22 protein-coding genes are annotated in these 17,761 nt (G+C 40.6%); all 22 read left to right on the forward strand.

Features of this window, described 5'->3' with window-relative positions; genetic code table 11:
- The first annotated feature begins 161 nt into the window (after positions 1 to 161).
- Positions 162 to 542, forward strand: a complete 381-nt coding sequence (gene flgB / locus AX762_RS10310) for a flagellar basal body rod protein FlgB (protein WP_256244744.1) — start codon at positions 162 to 164, stop codon at positions 540 to 542.
- Between the two features lie 23 nt (positions 543 to 565).
- Positions 566 to 1,006: a flagellar basal body rod protein FlgC gene (gene flgC / locus AX762_RS10315; protein ID WP_071849051.1), complete on the forward strand. Its 441-nt coding sequence runs from the start codon at positions 566 to 568 to the stop codon at positions 1,004 to 1,006.
- A gap of 26 nt (positions 1,007 to 1,032) precedes the next feature.
- Positions 1,033 to 1,347, forward strand: coding sequence for a flagellar hook-basal body complex protein FliE (gene fliE / locus AX762_RS10320; protein WP_143139355.1), 315 nt, complete (start codon positions 1,033 to 1,035; stop codon positions 1,345 to 1,347).
- A gap of 32 nt (positions 1,348 to 1,379) precedes the next feature.
- Positions 1,380 to 2,984: a flagellar basal-body MS-ring/collar protein FliF gene (gene fliF, locus AX762_RS10325; RefSeq protein WP_071849052.1), complete on the forward strand. Its 1,605-nt coding sequence runs from the start codon at positions 1,380 to 1,382 to the stop codon at positions 2,982 to 2,984.
- Between the two features lie 27 nt (positions 2,985 to 3,011).
- Positions 3,012 to 4,034: a flagellar motor switch protein FliG gene (gene fliG, locus AX762_RS10330; RefSeq protein WP_071849151.1), complete on the forward strand. Its 1,023-nt coding sequence runs from the start codon at positions 3,012 to 3,014 to the stop codon at positions 4,032 to 4,034.
- Positions 4,018 to 4,794, forward strand: coding sequence for a FliH/SctL family protein (locus tag AX762_RS10335; protein WP_071849053.1), 777 nt, complete (start codon positions 4,018 to 4,020; stop codon positions 4,792 to 4,794). Before fliG ends, AX762_RS10335 begins: the two co-directional genes overlap by 17 nt.
- Complete coding sequence (fliI, locus tag AX762_RS10340; protein ID WP_071849054.1) at positions 4,795 to 6,120, forward strand: flagellar protein export ATPase FliI; 1,326 nt, start codon at positions 4,795 to 4,797, stop codon at positions 6,118 to 6,120.
- Between the two features lie 12 nt (positions 6,121 to 6,132).
- A complete protein-coding gene (gene fliJ / locus AX762_RS10345) occupies positions 6,133 to 6,570 on the forward strand; it encodes a flagellar export protein FliJ (protein WP_071849055.1) in 438 nt (145 codons plus the stop codon).
- A gap of 33 nt (positions 6,571 to 6,603) precedes the next feature.
- On the forward strand, positions 6,604 to 8,229 hold the full coding sequence (locus AX762_RS10350) for a flagellar hook-length control protein FliK (RefSeq protein ID WP_071849056.1): 1,626 nt from the start codon (positions 6,604 to 6,606) through the stop codon (positions 8,227 to 8,229).
- Between the two features lie 17 nt (positions 8,230 to 8,246).
- Positions 8,247 to 8,675 carry an FLgD tudor-like domain-containing protein gene (locus AX762_RS10355; RefSeq protein WP_083432928.1) on the forward strand — a complete coding sequence of 143 codons (429 nt, stop codon included), beginning with the start codon at positions 8,247 to 8,249 and terminating at the stop codon, positions 8,673 to 8,675.
- Position 8,676: 1 nt separating this feature from the next.
- A complete protein-coding gene (locus tag AX762_RS10360) occupies positions 8,677 to 9,069 on the forward strand; it encodes a TIGR02530 family flagellar biosynthesis protein (protein WP_071849057.1) in 393 nt (130 codons plus the stop codon).
- 80 nt (positions 9,070 to 9,149) lie between these two features.
- The gene (locus AX762_RS10365) at positions 9,150 to 10,037 is read left to right on the forward strand and encodes a flagellar hook-basal body complex protein (protein WP_071849058.1); all 888 of its coding nucleotides are present in this window, start codon (positions 9,150 to 9,152) and stop codon (positions 10,035 to 10,037) included.
- A 77-nt stretch (positions 10,038 to 10,114) separates the two neighbouring features.
- Positions 10,115 to 10,312, forward strand: coding sequence for a flagellar FlbD family protein (locus AX762_RS10370; RefSeq protein ID WP_071849059.1), 198 nt, complete (start codon positions 10,115 to 10,117; stop codon positions 10,310 to 10,312).
- 3 nt (positions 10,313 to 10,315) lie between these two features.
- A complete protein-coding gene (locus AX762_RS10375) occupies positions 10,316 to 11,125 on the forward strand; it encodes a motility protein A (protein ID WP_071849060.1) in 810 nt (269 codons plus the stop codon).
- A gap of 13 nt (positions 11,126 to 11,138) precedes the next feature.
- Positions 11,139 to 11,933 (forward strand): flagellar motor protein MotB, encoded by a 795-nt coding sequence (locus tag AX762_RS10380; protein WP_071849061.1) that lies wholly within the window; start codon positions 11,139 to 11,141, stop codon positions 11,931 to 11,933.
- The gene (gene fliL, locus AX762_RS10385; RefSeq protein ID WP_071849062.1) at positions 11,917 to 12,417 is read left to right on the forward strand and encodes a flagellar basal body-associated protein FliL; all 501 of its coding nucleotides are present in this window, start codon (positions 11,917 to 11,919) and stop codon (positions 12,415 to 12,417) included. Before AX762_RS10380 ends, fliL begins: the two co-directional genes overlap by 17 nt.
- A 17-nt stretch (positions 12,418 to 12,434) precedes the next feature.
- Positions 12,435 to 12,833: a flagellar biosynthetic protein FliO gene (locus tag AX762_RS10390; protein ID WP_071849063.1), complete on the forward strand. Its 399-nt coding sequence runs from the start codon at positions 12,435 to 12,437 to the stop codon at positions 12,831 to 12,833.
- 3 nt (positions 12,834 to 12,836) lie between these two features.
- Complete coding sequence (gene fliP / locus AX762_RS10395; protein WP_071849064.1) at positions 12,837 to 13,502, forward strand: flagellar type III secretion system pore protein FliP; 666 nt, start codon at positions 12,837 to 12,839, stop codon at positions 13,500 to 13,502.
- A 13-nt stretch (positions 13,503 to 13,515) separates the two neighbouring features.
- On the forward strand, positions 13,516 to 13,779 hold the full coding sequence (fliQ, locus tag AX762_RS10400) for a flagellar biosynthesis protein FliQ (protein ID WP_071849065.1): 264 nt from the start codon (positions 13,516 to 13,518) through the stop codon (positions 13,777 to 13,779).
- Positions 13,780 to 13,783: 4 nt separating this feature from the next.
- The gene (gene fliR, locus AX762_RS10405) at positions 13,784 to 14,542 is read left to right on the forward strand and encodes a flagellar biosynthetic protein FliR (protein WP_071849066.1); all 759 of its coding nucleotides are present in this window, start codon (positions 13,784 to 13,786) and stop codon (positions 14,540 to 14,542) included.
- Between the two features lie 35 nt (positions 14,543 to 14,577).
- Positions 14,578 to 15,645 (forward strand): flagellar biosynthesis protein FlhB, encoded by a 1,068-nt coding sequence (flhB, locus tag AX762_RS10410; protein WP_071849067.1) that lies wholly within the window; start codon positions 14,578 to 14,580, stop codon positions 15,643 to 15,645.
- Positions 15,646 to 15,667: 22 nt separating this feature from the next.
- Positions 15,668 to 17,746 carry a flagellar biosynthesis protein FlhA gene (gene flhA / locus AX762_RS10415; protein ID WP_071849068.1) on the forward strand — a complete coding sequence of 693 codons (2,079 nt, stop codon included), beginning with the start codon at positions 15,668 to 15,670 and terminating at the stop codon, positions 17,744 to 17,746.
- Positions 17,747 to 17,761: the final 15 nt, after the last annotated feature.

The following is a 17,761-nucleotide window of genomic DNA, read 5'->3' on the forward strand; positions in this document are numbered from 1 at the left end:
GTAATACTATTAATGGTTTGGAAATGATAAAAAATTCCGAATTCAATGGATTTACTAAAAAAGGTGTATTGCGACTTTGACCGTAGTCCTTTAAAATAAGTCTTGTCGGGAAAATGTAAGTATAAATATACATAAAAACCTACGTTGAAAGGATAAATCCAATGATAACTGGCTCAAATATGCACTTATTGAAAAATGCTCTCGATGCCTCTTCGATGAGACAGGAAATGATTTCATCAAATATTTCCAATGTGAATACAACGGGATACAAAGCTAAACGTGTAAATTTTGAAGAGACACTTAAAAAAGCGATAGATGGAACGGGCATGCAGGCACGTCATCCAAATCATTTTGGGGCGTCAAATTTTAATGCTGTCAGACCACAAACTGTGGAACAAAAAGGTAATCGAATAAATGAAAACGGTAATAATGTCGCGATCGATACGGAGATGGCTGAACTATCCGCTAATGCTCTTTACTTTCAGGCCGTGTCAGCGCAGTTAAACAATCAGTACGGTATGATCCGTTCAGTTCTAAGATAAATGTACATAGGAGGTTTTTAAACATGTCAATTTTTAATTCCATGCAGATCAACGCGAGTGGTTTGAATCTTGAACGCTTCAAGCTCGATACGATTTCAACGAACATAGCTAATGTCAACACAACCCGGACAGAAGATGGAGAAGGACCTTACATAAAGCAACAAGTACTTTTTGAAGAGAATTTAAGACAAGTAAAATCAGGCTTTACTGGTGAGGTTTCAACCAAAAGTCAGGGCGTAAGAATAGCTGGGGTACAAGCAGATCAGGACAATATACGTATGGTCTTTGAACCGGCTCATCCGGATGCGAATGAAGAAGGCTACGTGGCTTATCCCAATGTGGATATGGCAGACGAGATGGTGGATATGATGACGGCCATTCGTACATATGACGCCAATGTAACAGCTATCAATACCAGTAAAGACATGTTGAAACGTGCGATGGAAATAGGCAGTCAGCGTTAAATCTTAAATGAATAGGAATGAGTAGAATGATCAATCCATTAAACCAGCTATATCCAAAAGCGATGAACCAGATCGACCAGATTGCGCAAACGACTACCGCAAGAGTGTCAGAAAAAGAAACCGATTCGTTTACAGAACTGCTGAATCAGTCAATGAACACACTTGATACAAAACAAGTAGAGTCCACTCAGGCAATCCAGTCACTTGTCGATGGAACAGCGGATGACTTACATACAGTGATGATCAAAACAACAGAAGCACAACTCTCTTTAGAAGTAGCTGTTCAATTACGAAATAGAGCGTTAGAGGCATATAACGAAATTAAAAATATGCAATTTTAATAAGTGAGAGAACGGAGTAAGGGAGATTTAAGATGAATAAAGTCAAAGAAATGGGACTATCCATACAAAATGGCTGGATCCAGCTGGATAAAACGAAACGAAAGCGTCTGGTCATATTTGTCTCGATGGCACTGATATCGACACTTATCATAGGTTATTTTATGCAACGGAGTACCTATACCGTACTCTTTTCAAATTTAGATGAAGCAGATGCCGGTGCAATTGTTGAAGACTTGGAGTCACAAAGTTTAGCGTACCAATTAGAGGCTAATGGAACGACGATTTTGATCGATGAAAAAGAAGTCGATAATTACCGGATCGATTTAGCTGTGAACGGCTTGATGCCGCAAAAATCAACAGGCTTTGAAATATTTGATGAAACAAGCATGATGACGACGGATGAAGACAGACAGATCATGTACCAGCGGGCGTTATCGGGGGAACTTGAACGTTCCATTTCATCCCTGCAACAGGTCGAAGCAGCTAAAGTGATGTTATCTTTGCCCGAAGATAGTATTTTCCAAAACCCGGAATATCGTGCCGAAGCATCTGCGTCGATCGTTATAGAAACGAGGGGTGCGTTGTCTCAACAGAATATTCAGGGAATCGCGTCTCTAGTAACTGGTGCGGTCGAACGTTTGCCGATTGGGAATGTTCAGATTGTTGACACGAGCGGTAACTTGCTCAGTGGCTTTTTACAATCCGGTGGGGACAATTTATCCGCAGCTGATTTCACGTCAAATCATCAAGCGATGAAACAAGGGTATGAGAAAGATTTAGAACAGCGCGTTTTAACATTGTTGGCGCCTGTTTATGGGTATAACAATTTGCGTGTCGTCATTAATGCGGCGATGAACTTTGATATTGTCGAAGGCGAAACCATTGAATACACTGCACCCATGACTGAAGAGGGTGACGAAAACCGTAAAGGGTTGATACGCAGCCAGATAGAGAGTTTTGACGGTGCGCGTGACATGGTTCAGGGACTGATTGAAGAAGGCGCGATGCCTGTGGTCGAAGATGATGACTCGGATAATAATGCCTCACTTGACCGAACAACGAATTATGAACTGAATCAGGAAACAAAGAGATACGTACAGGCACCAGGCGTTGTTGAAGGTATAAACGCTTCTATTGTTGTGAATTCAAAATCAGGAGTTGTGCCCTCAGAAGCCGACATTTCACGAATAGTTTCTCGTGCGTTAGGTTTAGACAATGATGCAGATGTTCCGCTTTCAGGAGATGTGACTATCGGTATCTTACCTTTTGCTGATGGAGAAGAACTTATCATTGATGGCGTCGGGACCGGCGGTTTACTGGGCAGTATTACGCAGTTCCTACAGGCTAACTGGATTTATATGGCTATAGGATTACTCTTGTTGGTTGTATCCATTTTCGTCTTGTCTCTGGTAAAACAAGGGAAAACAGAAGAGGACTACTTCGAAGAAGAACCCGTGAATACGGCACCGGAGAGAATGAACAAAGAACCAGATATAACTGATATCTTGGAAAAAGAAAGTCAAGTCATGCAGCAAAAGAATAAAGTGATGAGTGATAAAGAAGATCAAGTAAGAAAAGAAGCAAAAGAAAATCCGGAATTAGTAGCAGATTTAATGAGAATTTGGTTGAAAGACTAGAAAGGGTGGACAGTATTGGCAGATACTATGGAAACAAGCGTAACTAAAAAAGAGATAGATGGAATTAAAAAAGCCGCTATTTTTTTGATTTCTTTAGGTCCAGAAACATCAGCTCAAATCATGAAACAACTACCGGATGGCTATATCCAAAAAGTCAGTTATGAAATTGCTAATATGGATCACGTGAGCCGGGAAGAACGTGAAAATATTATTAATGAATATATTGAGATGTCGCAGGCCAGAGAATATATTTTAGAGGGCGGCTTTGACTATGCAAAAAACCTATTGAATAAAGCGTTAGGGTCACAGCGTGCCAAAGAAGTGATCGATATGTTGAACCAGATCCAACTGCGTGAACGACCGTTCAATATTGCGAGAAAGGCCGATCCCCAGCAACTGACCAATCTTTTGCTGGGCGAGCAGCCTCAGACAGTAGCACTGATTTTGTGCTATATGCAGCCAGACAAAGCTGCCCAGATACTGGTCAATTTCCCGCATGAGAAACAAGCCGATATTGCCGAACGTATTGGCACGATTACCAATACATCTCCGGCGATCATTGAAAGAATAGAACAAGTTATTGAGAGCAAATTCTCTACATATATTGAAAACGATACTGAAAATGTCGGGGGCGTCTTGACCTTAGTTGAAATCTTAAATCAAGTGGGACGTACCACTGAAAAAGCTATCGTCAGCGAACTAGAACTGAAACAGCCTGTCCTTGCTGAAGAGGTTAAAGCCAGTCTCTTTACGTTCGAAGACATTGTGTCACTGCAAAAGAGCGATGTACAGAAAGTCTTGCGCGAAGTCAATCACGACGATCTGGTATTGGCACTCAAAGGTGTTTCCGACGAGTTGCGTGACTTTATCTATAATAATCTCTCAGAACGAGCAGTGGATACGCTCAAAGAAGATATACAATATCTGGGACCTGCACGTTTATCAGCTGTAGAAGAAGCGCAGCAACATGTGGTCACAGCGATCAGACGTTTAGACGAGCTTGGCGAAATTTATATTATGAGAGGCGATCAAGATGCCATTATCGAGTAGACTTATCAAATCGGTTCAAGCCAGTTCGCAGGAAACTCATGACTGGGTGATCGATACCGCCTATGAGGTTCAAGAAGAAGATACGGATAATTATATAGAAGAAAACGAAGACGCCTTTGCTGAAATCGAACAAGCGAAACAAAAAAGTGCCCAGTTGATCAAGAAAGCGTTGACTGAAAAAGAACAAATGATTGAAGAAGCAATGCAGGAAGTTGAACAGCTCAAAGAAGAAGCGTATAAGTGTGCCTTTGAAGAGGGTGAAAAAGCCGGATTTGACGCTGGTTTCAATCAAGGAAAAGAAATGGGTTTCAGTGCCGGCAAAGAAGAAAGTGACCATTTAATAAAAGTAGCACAAGCCTCGATAAGTGATGCCCAACGTGATATTGCACGCTATATTGAGGAGAAGAAAGACAGTTTATTGTCGCTGTCCGTGCATATGGCAGAAAAAATCGTACATGAACAACTGGATTTAACGCCAAATGGCATTATGGAACTGGTTCACCCTATCCTGCATCAACTTGATCGTAAAGAGGATTATGTCAGTTTGACTATGCATTCTTCTAAGCGACAAAAGTTAAGAGAACAAATACCCGCTTTGGAGAAAACATATCCGGGTGTCCGCTTTATCGCTTTACAAGATGATAACGTCGAACCATACGGCTGTGTGATTGAGAGCACCCATAAAATCGTTGATGTGCAGGTAAGAAAGCAACTCGCTGCCATGATTGAGGAAATGAAAGAAAGAGAACGTGAGATGTAGATGATTAATATACCGTTTGATCTTTATCATGAAACACTGAACACGAAGTCCGTGACTTTAAAACACGGTAAAGTAAGTCAGGTCATCGGGCTCATTATCAAAGTCGATGGTCTGGATGCCTTTATTGGGGAAGTATGCGAGATTGCAATCAAATCACGATCTAAATCGGTGTTAAGTGAAGTCGTCGGTTTCGTTGAGGAAACCGTACTCTTGATGCCACTTGATGATTTGGAAGGCATAGGACCGGGATGTCTGGTTTATCCAACAGGGAAAGCGCTGAAAATCGAGATCAGTGATGACATGCTGGGTAAAACATTTGATGGCTTAGGCCGTCCGATGAGCGATGAAGTACTTAAGAATCCGAAGACATTTGCGGTACACCGGGCTGCACCGGATCCATTCAAGCGACCTAAAATAGATACGATCCTACAAACTGGAATTAAAGCCGTTGACGGTTTACTGACAGTCGGTGAAGGCCAGCGGATGGGGATTTTTGCTGGGTCGGGTGTCGGTAAATCGACCTTACTTGGCATGATGGCCCGTTACAGTGATGCGGATATTATTGTTATCGGCTTGATCGGTGAACGTGGCCGAGAGGTTTTAGAGTTCATCGAGAACGATTTGGGTGAAGAAGGCTACAAAAAATCAGTGGTCGTTTGTGCGACATCCGATCAACCGCCTTTGGTTCGGTTGAAAGGCGCTTACGTCGCGACAGCTATCGCAGAGTACTTCCGGGACCAGGGGAAAAAAGTGGTACTGATGATGGATTCTGTCACGCGTGTGGCGATGGCCCAGCGAGAAATCGGCTTAGCCACAGGCGAACCGCCCACCACTAAAGGCTATACACCATCTGTTTTTACCGTTTTACCGAAGTTACTTGAACGCAGCGGAAAAACCGAAAAAGGATCGATCACGGCTTTTTATACGGTTCTAGTTGAAGGTGATGATATGAACGAACCGATTGCGGATGCTGTTCGTGGCATACTCGATGGGCATATCATCTTGTCCCGAAAAATCGCATCAGAAAATCACTACCCGGCTATAGATATTCAGAGCAGTCTAAGTCGTTTGATGAAAGATTTAATCAATGACGATCACGATGAATGGGCAGGCAAACTAAGAGAGAACTTGGCTACATATAAAGAATCCAAAGACTTGATCGATGTCGGCGCATACCAGCAGGGAACGAACCCTCTAATTGATCAGGCAATCCGCTTAAATCATCCGATCAAATCGTTTTTAAAACAGAAAACAACGGACTCATACACCTATGAAGAAACGATTCAAGAAATGAAAGCTGTATTTTCTAACCAGTCAATAAGGTAAGGAGAATGTTAAATGCAAGAGTATCGTTTTTCAATGGAAAAAGTATTGGATTGGCGTGAAGATTTAGAGGATGTTGCTCAGTTGAAGGTGAAAGAAAAAGAAGAAAAAATTAGCAATGAAAATGAGAAGTTGAACCGCATTGTTGGTGAGAGTAGAAAACTTAAAAGTGAACAATTATTCTATTCAACAATCGATCATCTTAAACGACATCACTTATACAGGGATTTGATCGACGAGAAGATCATACGTCAGCGCTTGACCGTGCAAAAGGCTGAGAAAGAACTCGAGCAGGTACGTATAGAACTACGCGTTGCTCACAAAGATAAAAAAGTGATGCAAAAATTGGAAGAAAAAGAACGTACGCGTCACCAGGACACCGTTAAGAAACAAGAACAGTCTCAGCTGGATGAAATTTCTACGCTTAGTTACGGTCGTCCTTCAATATTTTAAGGGCATTATTACTTGAAAGGGGGTGAAAACACAATGAACATCGCCCAAGTTGACACATCAGCAAAGGTCACATCTGCTAAAAGTAAGCTGACACTGATTGACGCCAAGTCATTTTCAGAAGAATTTGAGAAGTATTATACCTCAACAGCTAAAAAAGAAAAGCCTCTAACAACGGAGGATTTTGAAGCGGAAGGACTTAACGAAGAATTGTCAGATCCAAAAGAAGAAACAGATCAGGAAGTGGAATTAGCTTCTTTCAGTTTGATCAATCCATTTTTAAAACTGGACAGTGAAGTGACTGACTTGAAACAAACGCTTGAAGGTATGTCACTCGCTAGATTAACGAATGGAACAAATAGCATGAGTGATTCAATTTCACAAAAGGTAAATGCTGATACTGCTTTGAATGATTTATCTGACGAAGAACAAACTTTCATTTTACATAATGAACCAATTGATAATGAAAGTAACCTGTTCACAGAAAACCAAGCGAATACGATTGAGCTGCAAGTGAAACAGGATAGCAAAAATAGCTCAATCGATACGAAGCCTTTAACTGAAATATCATCTCAGGATCAGACAGAAATACTAACGGCTTTATCCGATTTCACTCAGACTCTCGACGCGAACTCGCTCTCTACATTAGTGAAAGAGATCAGTGAAATGATGGAGTCGATGGAATTAAACGAAGCCGCTAAATCGAGTGAATCTGAACTGTCACCTGCTATCAAAGAAATACTGGAAACGGGCAAGTTCGAACCAATCGATCCTGAATCACTTCAAAAAATAGCTGCTTCATTAAACGAAGTATTAGATACCGAAAAGAAAACTGAACAGAAATATGTAAATCAGCCTGAAGTCGAACAAATCACGCAGTCAGCAAAGAAAGATACTGAGTCACTGAAACAGCCGGACGAAGAACGAGGTAAAGCCCAAAAGACATTGAGTCAAAATCTGGCTAAATCACCAGATGAACAGAAATCGTCTCAAACAGTGGAAATGAATCGATCCAGGGAGTTGCAGACACCTGATGTTGAAACTGAAGTCACTGACAAGTTAGTTTCAGTGACAAGTGCAAAAAAAGAAGAGACACAAGCTGATACTGATCATGAATTTGTATCCATGCTTCGTCAAATAAGCACTCAATCAACGAAGGAAAGCAGTCAAGTAGCAGCAAAAAGTAATACGGAGGCTAGCGTCACTGTTCCAAAAGAGCAGAGCCTTAATCTTATTCAAGACATGGTAACGAGTCTGGCAGAAAATAAAGAAGGTCAAAAAACCTATCAGACAAGACTACACTTGTCACCTGAAACACTAGGAAAAGTAACGATTGAACTTTCATTAACCGAAGAAGGATTAAGCGGTAAGTTAACGTTCCAGTCCGACGAAACCAGAAAATGGATGGAAGGTGAATGGTTGGATCTGAAACTGCCTTTGGAATCAAAAGGAGTCATGATTAAATCTTTTGATTTTACAACCAGTCAGCCAGCTAATCAGCAGCAAAGTGGTTTTTCTTTCTCAGAAAACCCTTCTCAGTCTGAACAGGAATCACAAAAACAGAGATTTTCAAAAAATCAGCATGTACCATCGGCAGAGAAAGATGAACAAATGTCTGAGGTGAATTTGAACAAGAAAAATGGCATAAATGTCTATGTCTAACAGAAGGGAGAAAACGAGTGAATATTCCAAATAATATGATGATCGGGTCACTAAGTGCGATCCAGCCTGCAGAAGAAACCAAGCAAAATTCGGATCTTGATATGGAGCAGTTCCTACAAATCATTTCAAGTGCGATGAGCATGCCATCATTTGACGGTCAAGGTAGCGGCGGTGGTGGGTCAGAGACAGACTACATCGGCCAGATGGTACAGTTCGGTATGTTGAATGCCATGGAGGATTTGAATAAATCCATGCAGACAACGGTCTTGATGTCACAACAGCAACAAGCACTAGGACTGGTTGGTAAAAAAGTCACGTTAGCATCGGAAGAAGCACAGTTAGTTTCAGGCCCCGTCGAAAAAGTACGTTTTGATAATGGGTATGCAACTTTGCAAGTTAACGGTAAGACGTATCAATTAAATGACGTGATCGAGGTGAGCGAATAAGATGCTGCAAAACATCAACAGTGCCCTACCTGCAGCACGAGAAGTGAAAGTAAAAGAGCCCAAACAACCGACGATCGACAGAGCCTTTCAGTCATTTATGCAGGACGCACTGAACGAACCGGTAAAGAAATCAGCGACCGTTACTTTTTCTAATCACGCTCAAAAAAGAATGGATCAGCATGGCTTCAAATTAAGTGAAACAGATATGCAGCGTTTAGAAGAAGCTGTAGAAACACTTGAAGCAAAGGGATCTGAAAACTCATTGATTTTATATGATGATTTGGCCTTGATCGCCAGCATAAAAAACAAAACAGTGATCACTGCTTTGAAATCAACAGACATGTCTGAAGTAACAAATATTGACAGTGCCATAAAAATAAACCAGAAAAGATAAACGTAAAAGTTGGACTGAAAAGAGACTTTTTTCTGATGACCGATTGATTCAGAAACGTTAACTATTAGGAGGAAAATTAAATGTTAAATTCATTGTATTCAGGTATTACAGGTATGAAAGGCCAGCAAACAAAAATGGACGTGATTGCTAATAATATTGCGAACGTCAATACAACGGGCTTTAAATCACAACGAGTTCGTTTCCAGGATATGATATCTCAGATGAATGTGAATGCACAAGGACCAAACAACAACGGCCGTGGCGGAATCAATGCTCAACAAGTTGGTCTTGGAACGTCTGTCAGTTCAACAGACATGATGATGCAAGGCGGTTCGCTCCAATTCACCGGTCGTGCTTTAGATTTTGGAATTCAAAATGGCGACAATTCGTTCTTTATCGTCAGCCCAGATGGCAGCCCGGATGGCACCATGCAATACACACGTGACGGAGGTTTTTACACCGACTTTGAAGGTAACTTGACCACTTCAAACGGTTCACGAGTGATGGGAATAGCTAACACCCCACCGGCACAAGATAACGGAAACGTAGATATGGGTATCAACGATAATCAGGCTTTACGACCATTATCAATTCCACAAACCGTAAATGGCTTTCAATTACAAGATTACAACATTGATAATACTGGAACGATCCTAGGCACATACAGTGACGGGAATGCTTATGTTATCGGACGTGTAGCTTTAGCTAATTTTGCAAATGCAGATGGCCTGGAAAAAGCCGGTGAAAACTTGTATAATGCCTCAGCTAACTCAGGTGAACCTGTTGAAGGTGGACCAACCGATAATGGTTACGGAACGATTCGTTCAGGTTTCATGGAAATGTCAAACGTTGATTTAGCTACAGAATTTACTGAAATGATTGTAACAACGAGAGCTTATCAGGCTAATTCACGAAGCATCACAACGTCAGACGAAATGCTGCAGGAATTAATCAATCTTAAACGATAATTTTTCGGATATCAGTTGAGTATGAACTAAAATCCTGCTCAGCTTTCAGCCTATTTTAGACTAGAAAGAGGTTTGCCATGATTGCATTACGAACGGTTTCAGGAAAAGAATTTTATTTGAATAATGAATTAATTCTTAAAATGGAACGGGAATATGACACATTGATTACCTTAGTTGATTACAAGACCATTCGTGTCATGGAAACACCTGCAGAGATAGCGGAAAAAGTTATCGACTATAAACGAGAAATTTATCAATCATCGACGGGAGTGTAAACAGTGAAGCGAAATTTATTACCAGCTGTTGGATTAGTGGTCGGTATCGGGTTGATCATCGGAGCAATGTCGCAGAATAGTTCATTGATAAATTATTTTGATGCACCTTCATTGGTTATTACGTTGTTTGGATCTTTTTCAGCTATTCTTATCAGTTTTCCATTAAACACCTTGAAAAAAGTGCCAGCTTTACTCAAAAAATTGATGTTCACACCAGATGATGATCGAGTAGCTTTACTCGAGACATTAACTGCGCTAGCCAAGAAAAGTCGGACTGAAGGCATATTAGCGATTGAAGCAGACATAAAGGAGTTGGATAATTCGGTATTGGTATATGGACTGGAAATGGTTGTTGACGGGACAGATGTAAATACCATCGAAGAAATTTTAAATATCGAATTAGTTCAAACAGAAGATCGTCATTCTATCGGTCAGGAAGTTTTCTTGAAATGGGGAGAATTTGCACCTGCTTTCGGGATGATTGGAACCTTGATAGGACTGATTGCCATGCTGGGAGATTTACAAGACCCCTCATTAATCGGTACAGGAATGGCTACGGCTTTACTTACCACGTTTTATGGAAGTTTCTTGGCTAATATGATATTTTTGCCCGTTGCCAAAAATTTGGAGATGCAAACAGCCAACGAGTTGAAAACAAATGAAATGATTATTGAGGGTATTCTTGCTTTACAAAGAGGAGATAATCCAAGGATCATTGAACAGAAATTACAAAGCTTCATGTCGAACTCTGATCAGAACGTATCATCAAAGGCGAAGAATGAAGCAGTAAATGTTGCAGAAGAATTTTCATAGTTAGGAGAGTATCATGGCTAGACAAAGAAAGAAAGCTAAACAAACAGGGGCTCCTCCTTGGATGACGACCTATTCTGACTTAATGTCTTTGCTCCTTACCTTTTTCATTTTACTCTTCTCAATGTCGGTGGTGAGTGAAGAACGCTTCAGAGAAGTCGCGGAATCTTTACGTATGGCCTTGATCGGTAGCAGCAGTGATGCAATACTTGATAACGAAGGTAATGCTCTAGAAGATTACGAGTTTGAAGAGGTAAGTGAATTCGAAGATATAGAACCAGAAGATTTAGGGGTAGAGGAATCTATTTTAATGGAAGATACCATATCAGAAGAAGTTCATGAATTGTATCAGACCGTTACCAATTATTTAGAAATTAAAGGTATAGAATCAGATATAACGCTCTCTCGTGACCAGGAAGGTGTCTATATAGACATTCAAGAAGCGATTCTGTTTGATTCAGGGAGCGCTACTTTGAAACCAATCGGTCGAGAAACGATTGGATCATTAGCCGGCTTGTTTGAACTTTTTGATAATGAATTAATTGTTGAAGGGTATACTGACGATATACCGATGAGTTCAAGGCGATTTCCGTCGAACTGGGAGTTGTCAGTCGAACGGGCGGTATCCGTGTTGCGGTACTTAAGTGAATCACATTCTGTAAAAGCCACTCGGTTATCTGCTAGGGGTTACGGTGAGCACCGTCCAGTCGTTCTCAATGATTCGAGAGAAAACCGGGCGCAAAACAGAAGAGTGAATATAGTAATTGTTCATGAACATAGAAAGGAAGGCACAAATGGCTCAGAAGAATGAAACGAAAGGTTCTGAAATAAAAGGTTCTAAAACAAAAAAATCTAAACTACTGCTGATCAGTGTGTTGATGTTGATATTAGTGTTTGCCGGCGTAGGTGTTGGGGTTTTCTTATTCTCGGGTCCTGAGGATGAAACAGTCATTTCTCGTTTTTTTTCAGAAGCAGAAGCGTCGGAAAGTTCGATCCCGTTGAATGAATTTTTAGTCAATCTAAACAGCGATTCAGCTAGAAGTCAATCTGTTGTAAGAATGGAGATAACGGTCACAAGTTTAAATGAAGATGCCACGGAGATTGTTAATACAGATATTGCAAAAGTTAGAGACGCCGTTATTCATACCGTTTCCAGCCAAAGCGCAGAATCATTGTACGATGAAGCAGAGGGCCATTTCTTGATTAAAGATGAGATCAAGACGAAAATTAACCAGGCTCTAGAGGCTGAAATAGTTGAAAACGTTTATATTACGGATATTTTATTACAAAAATAGTTGAAAGGATGGAGAAAATGGGATTAGCTGATATCGGACAGATGCTTCTAGCATTAGGTGCAACAGTTTTACTTGCCAACTTTTCACTTAAAAAACTGAATAAGTATTCTCATAGTACAAGTGAAGTCATCAAAGTCATTGAGCGAGTCCCAGTTTCTAAATCTTCTTCATTGAGTATTGTACAGGTTGAATCGGAATACCTTTTGATGAGTATTTCGGAAACAAAGAGTGAAGTGATCAAAACGTTCACGCAGAAAGAAAAAGAAGCCATTCAAAAACGCTTGATTCAAAGCAGACAATCCAAGGAAATGGCAAGCAAAATTTCTCCTTACTCAAAACAAGTGATAAAAATAAAAGAAACGATTTTACATAAAGCAAAACAGTTTGAAGAACAACGTAGAGAAAGGAATACATAAAGAATGACAGAGAATTTAGTCGATGCCTTATCTCTAACGGGTGAATCAGCTGAAGCCGTTAACTTATATCTGCTGTTATTCATGATTGCACTCGTTCCGTCTTTTCTGATATTGACGTCAAGTTTTACACGAACAATTATTGTTTTATCTTTTACGCGTAATGCACTCGGCACACAACAGAGTCCACCGAATCAGGTGCTGCTGGGTTTGGCTTTGTTTTTATCCTTATTCGTTATGAGACCTGTTTATCAGGAAGTCAACGATCAGGCTCTGCAGCCGATGCTGGCCGGAGACATTACAAGAGAAGATGCGCTTTCAAGAGCAGAAGAACCGATCAAAGGGTTTATGCTTCAACAGACACGTACAAGCGATCTGGAATTGTTTGTAGAATTAAGTGGTGAGTCATTTCCAGATGAACCGGAAGATCTATCTATATTTAATGTGATTCCGGCCTTTGCAATCAGTGAACTGCGTACCGCCTTCACGATAGGGTTTCTCATATTCATTCCATTTTTAGTTATCGATATTGTGGTAGCGAGTATCTTGATGTCTATGGGGATGTTCATGCTCTCACCCGTCATGATATCGCTGCCGTTCAAGCTGCTGTTATTCGTTATGGTGGATGGCTGGTACTTAGTCGTCGAATCGTTAATTGAAAGTTTTTATTAGAAAGGATCAGAGGATGTCAACACAAAATGTTTTAGATGTTTTACAAGACGCATTCTTAGTATTGATACGAGTAGGAGGACCTGTTCTCATCATTGCTTTAGTCGTTGGACTTGTTATAAGTATCTTTCAGGCTACAACCCAAATTCAGGAACAGACACTAAGTTTTGTACCGAAACTCTTTTCCATACTTTTAACGTTAGTTCTGTTAGGCAACTTCATGTTGAATTCACTGATTTCGTTTACTGAGCGCATGTTTTCGATCATCGCAGGATTTTGATTGAATGACGGCCGATATCCAGCAATTTCTATTGATTTTAATAAGACTGACGGTTTTTATTACCGTTAGTCCCGGCTTTTCCCATAAATCTTTTCCGGCGGCCAGCAAAATAGCCCTATCCGTTGGCTTAGCCTTGCCTGTTATGGTAACTGTCAATGCATTTGATGCCGAAATATCCATGGCTTTGTTTTTGACGATAGCTGTTAAGGAAGTACTGATTGGTTTGGCGCTCGGATACATAACGTTACTCTTTTTTACAGCTTTTGAAATTGCTGGAGCATTTGTCGATTTTCAAGTCGGTTTTTCAATGGGACAAATATACGACCCGGCTCTAGGCGTTAATGCTTCTTACTACGGTAGAGTGTATTACTGGATATCAATGATGATATTCTTCATAGCCAATATTCATCACCAGGTGATTCGAAGTTTAGTGAAATCATTTGAGTGGGCACCACTTGAACAACTATCATTCAGTCATTTCGGAATGGAAGGGATGATACATTTATTCAGTCACATGTTTGCGACGGCAGTTCAATTAGCAATTCCGCTTATTATCGTCGCTATCTTGTCTGAATTAACTTTAGCATTGATCTCACGAACCGTTCCGCAGATAAATGTATTGATATTGGGGATGCCCATGAAGATTGTCGTTAGTCTGGTCTTTATGTTTTTCTTTCTGTCCCTGCTCATGAGAAATATAGGGGATGTCTTTCCGGATATGATTAAATACATGAACGAATGGTTATACGGGTTACAAAATTAACTGACTAGTCTGACTTTGAAAGGGGTGAACGTCTGATGTCTGAGAAAGATGGTAAAACAGAAAAACCCACGCCCAAGAAACTGAGAGACGCAAGGAGAAAAGGTCAAGTACCCAAGAGTCAAGATTTGTCCTCAGCCTTATCCTTTGGCTTTTTCGCGTTAAGTCTGACAGCATTAGCCTCTTATGTTTTGGAACGTTCCTTTGTTTTTTTAAGACAGTCCCTTAGGTTTGGACAAGATCCCATGTCGTCCATGCGTGAATTGTCTCAGATAGGGATGAATGCGATTATGTGGTTTATAGTTCTAGCCGCGCCCTTTTTGATCATTGCTTTTTTTACAGGCGTTGTCGGAAATCTGGTGCAGGTGGGCTTTCTCTTTACGACAGAATCGATGAAGCCAAGTTTCAGTAAAATCAACCCAGTAAGTGGCTTTAAAAATATCTTTGGTAAAAAAGCAGTTTTTGGATTAGCAAAAAATCTGATGAAACTATTCATCGTCGTTGGTTTTACCCTTTATACCTTATGGCAGTCCGCCCCTATTATTCTGCAGTCCGGGAGAATCGGTTTGTATGCTATTTTTCCGCTTGTTATCAAGCTCGTTTCGACTCTAGCTTTCAGGTTGGCACTGTTTTTAGCAGTATTAGGTATTGCAGATTATTTCTTCCAGCGTTATGACCATAAGAAAAAGTTGATGATGTCTATGCAAGACATTAAAGATGAATATAAGGAAATGGAAGGCGATCCGCAAGTTAAGTCGCAAAGAAAAGCCCTATACAAAAACATGCTTGCAGGAAATATCAAAGATGTTTTGGAATCAACTGTCCTGATCACCAACCCGACCCACTTTGCGATAGCGATTCGCTATGATCCAAGTAAAGATCAAGTACCGGTTGTATTAGTCAAAGGTCAGGATCAGGTAGCTTTAAGAATGAAAGAAATGGCAAAAGAAGAGGCTATTCCTATTATTGAAAACAAACCTCTGGCAAGAGCCATGTATAAAATAGTCGAACCCATGGATCCAATCCCAACGGATATGTATGAAACCATTGCAGAAATCCTGGCATTGATTTTCCAAGCCGAACAGAGTAAAAAGCATAAAATCTAAGTGAAAGGACGGGAGAGAATAAATGAATAATACAGCTGCTAAAAGTAAATCAACGAACTTAGGCAATTATTTAAATATCATCATCGCATTTGTTGTTGTATCTATCATCGGTATCATTATCATTCCTATGCCGACATTTTTACTCGATTTTCTATTAGTACTAAACATCTCATTAGCTATAACGATACTTGTCCTAACCTTGTTCACGCATTCTGTGTTGGAATTCTTGAGTTTCCCTACATTGTTGTTAGTGACAACAATGATTCGTTTAGGTTTAAATATCAGTTCAACTCGATTAATTTTAAGTGAAGGCGATGCGGGTAGAGTCATCGATGCTTTCGGTAGCTTTGTTGCTGGAAACAACTACATTGTAGGAGCTGTCTTATTTGTTATTATCGTCATCGTTCAGATACTTGTTGTAACCAACGGATCGAGTCGTGTTGCTGAAGTTTCCGCACGTTTTACATTAGATGCGATGCCTGGTAAACAAATGGCCATTGATGCGGATTTAAATAGCGGATTGATCACAGAAGAGTCAGCGAAAACACGTCGGTCAAACCTCGAAAAAGAAGCGAATTTTTACGGAGCAATGGACGGAGCCAGTAAGTTTGTCAAAGGGGATGCCATAGCCGGTATCATTATCACCCTGATAAACTTAGTGGGTGGGATTGCCATTCATTCCTTACAAGGTGATTACTCTGTCGGCGAAGCTTTAAGCCATTTTGGTCAATTAACTATTGGTGATGGTTTGGTCAGTCAAATCCCTTCCTTATTGATCTCGGTTGCTTCAGGTATTCTAGTCACTCGTACATCAAATGAAAAAGGTTTCGGAGACACTATTGGTGGGGAATTATTCCATACACCAGAAGTTATGTACATAGTCGCAACCATGTTATCTATTTTCGCTCTCGTTCCAGGCTTTCCATTCTTTCCTTTTATCTTGCTAGCGACCGGGTTAGTTGTGGCCGGCTACTTAGTTAACGAAAGTCAAAAAATAACCAGTCAAGAAGAAATGGATAGCCAGAGACAAGCGACCATGCAACACGAAAGTGCACCAGTCGAGGAAACAGCGTCGCAGTTCCAAGTTGATAGAATAGCCGTTGAGTTGGGTTACGGTCTGATTCCTCTGGCAAGTGAAGAACAAGAATCTAATTTGACGAATCAGATTGCAGCTATAAGAAAACAACTGTCGTATGAAATGGGTATTCTACTTAATCCGATCCGTATCAGAGATAATCTTCAAATGAGTCAACATGATTACGTGATCAAAATCAAAGGTAATCAGGTGGCCTCGGGGACGCTGTATCCAGATAAATTCCTAGTCGTCGAACCGGGTGGTATTGAAGACGAGATTGACGGAATCGATGCGAAAGAACCGGCTTTTGGTCTCGATGCCTTATGGGTCAATGACCGGAACAAGGAGATTGCCGAATTAAATGATTATACCGTCGTCGATCCACTAACGGTCTTGGTCACGCACGTAAAAGAAATCATGAAAACGAATGCGGATGAGCTTTTAGGTCGACAAGAAGTAAAAGAGCTGCTTGAAGGATTGAAAGAGGACTATAACGTGGTAATAGAAGAGTTGATTCCTGATATCCTGCAGCTTGGTGACGTGCAGAAAGTCCTGCAGCGCTTATTGCGAGAATTTGTGCCGATTACTGACTTGGTAACAATCTTGGAGACGCTTGCTGATTACGGAAATACAACAAAAGATCATGAAACCTTAACTGAATACGTAAGACAAGCACTCAAGCGTACAATCGTAAAAGAACACATTGATGACGAAGGAACCTTGAATGTCCTGGCAATTCATCCGGATGTCGAAGAACGCGTGAGCTCGAGCATTCAAAAGTCAACTCAAGGGTCCATTCCAGTCCTTCAGCCGCAAGAAGTCAATCGCTTGTTTGATAGCATCAATCAGCAGAGTTCGATATTATCAGCTCAGGGACTTCCGTTCGTCCTACTTACAGCACCGAAAATCAGACCGGCCATGAAAAATCTTTTATCATTTAATTTTCCAGAGTTAGCTGTTCTATCACTAAATGAAATTCCTAATGACAGTGCGATTGAAAGTGTCGGAACGGTAACGATGAATTAGAATGGGGGGATAAAT

It is taken from the genome of Alkalibacterium sp. 20 (assembly GCF_001885615.1).
Lineage (GTDB): Bacteria > Bacillota > Bacilli > Lactobacillales > Carnobacteriaceae_A > Alkalibacterium.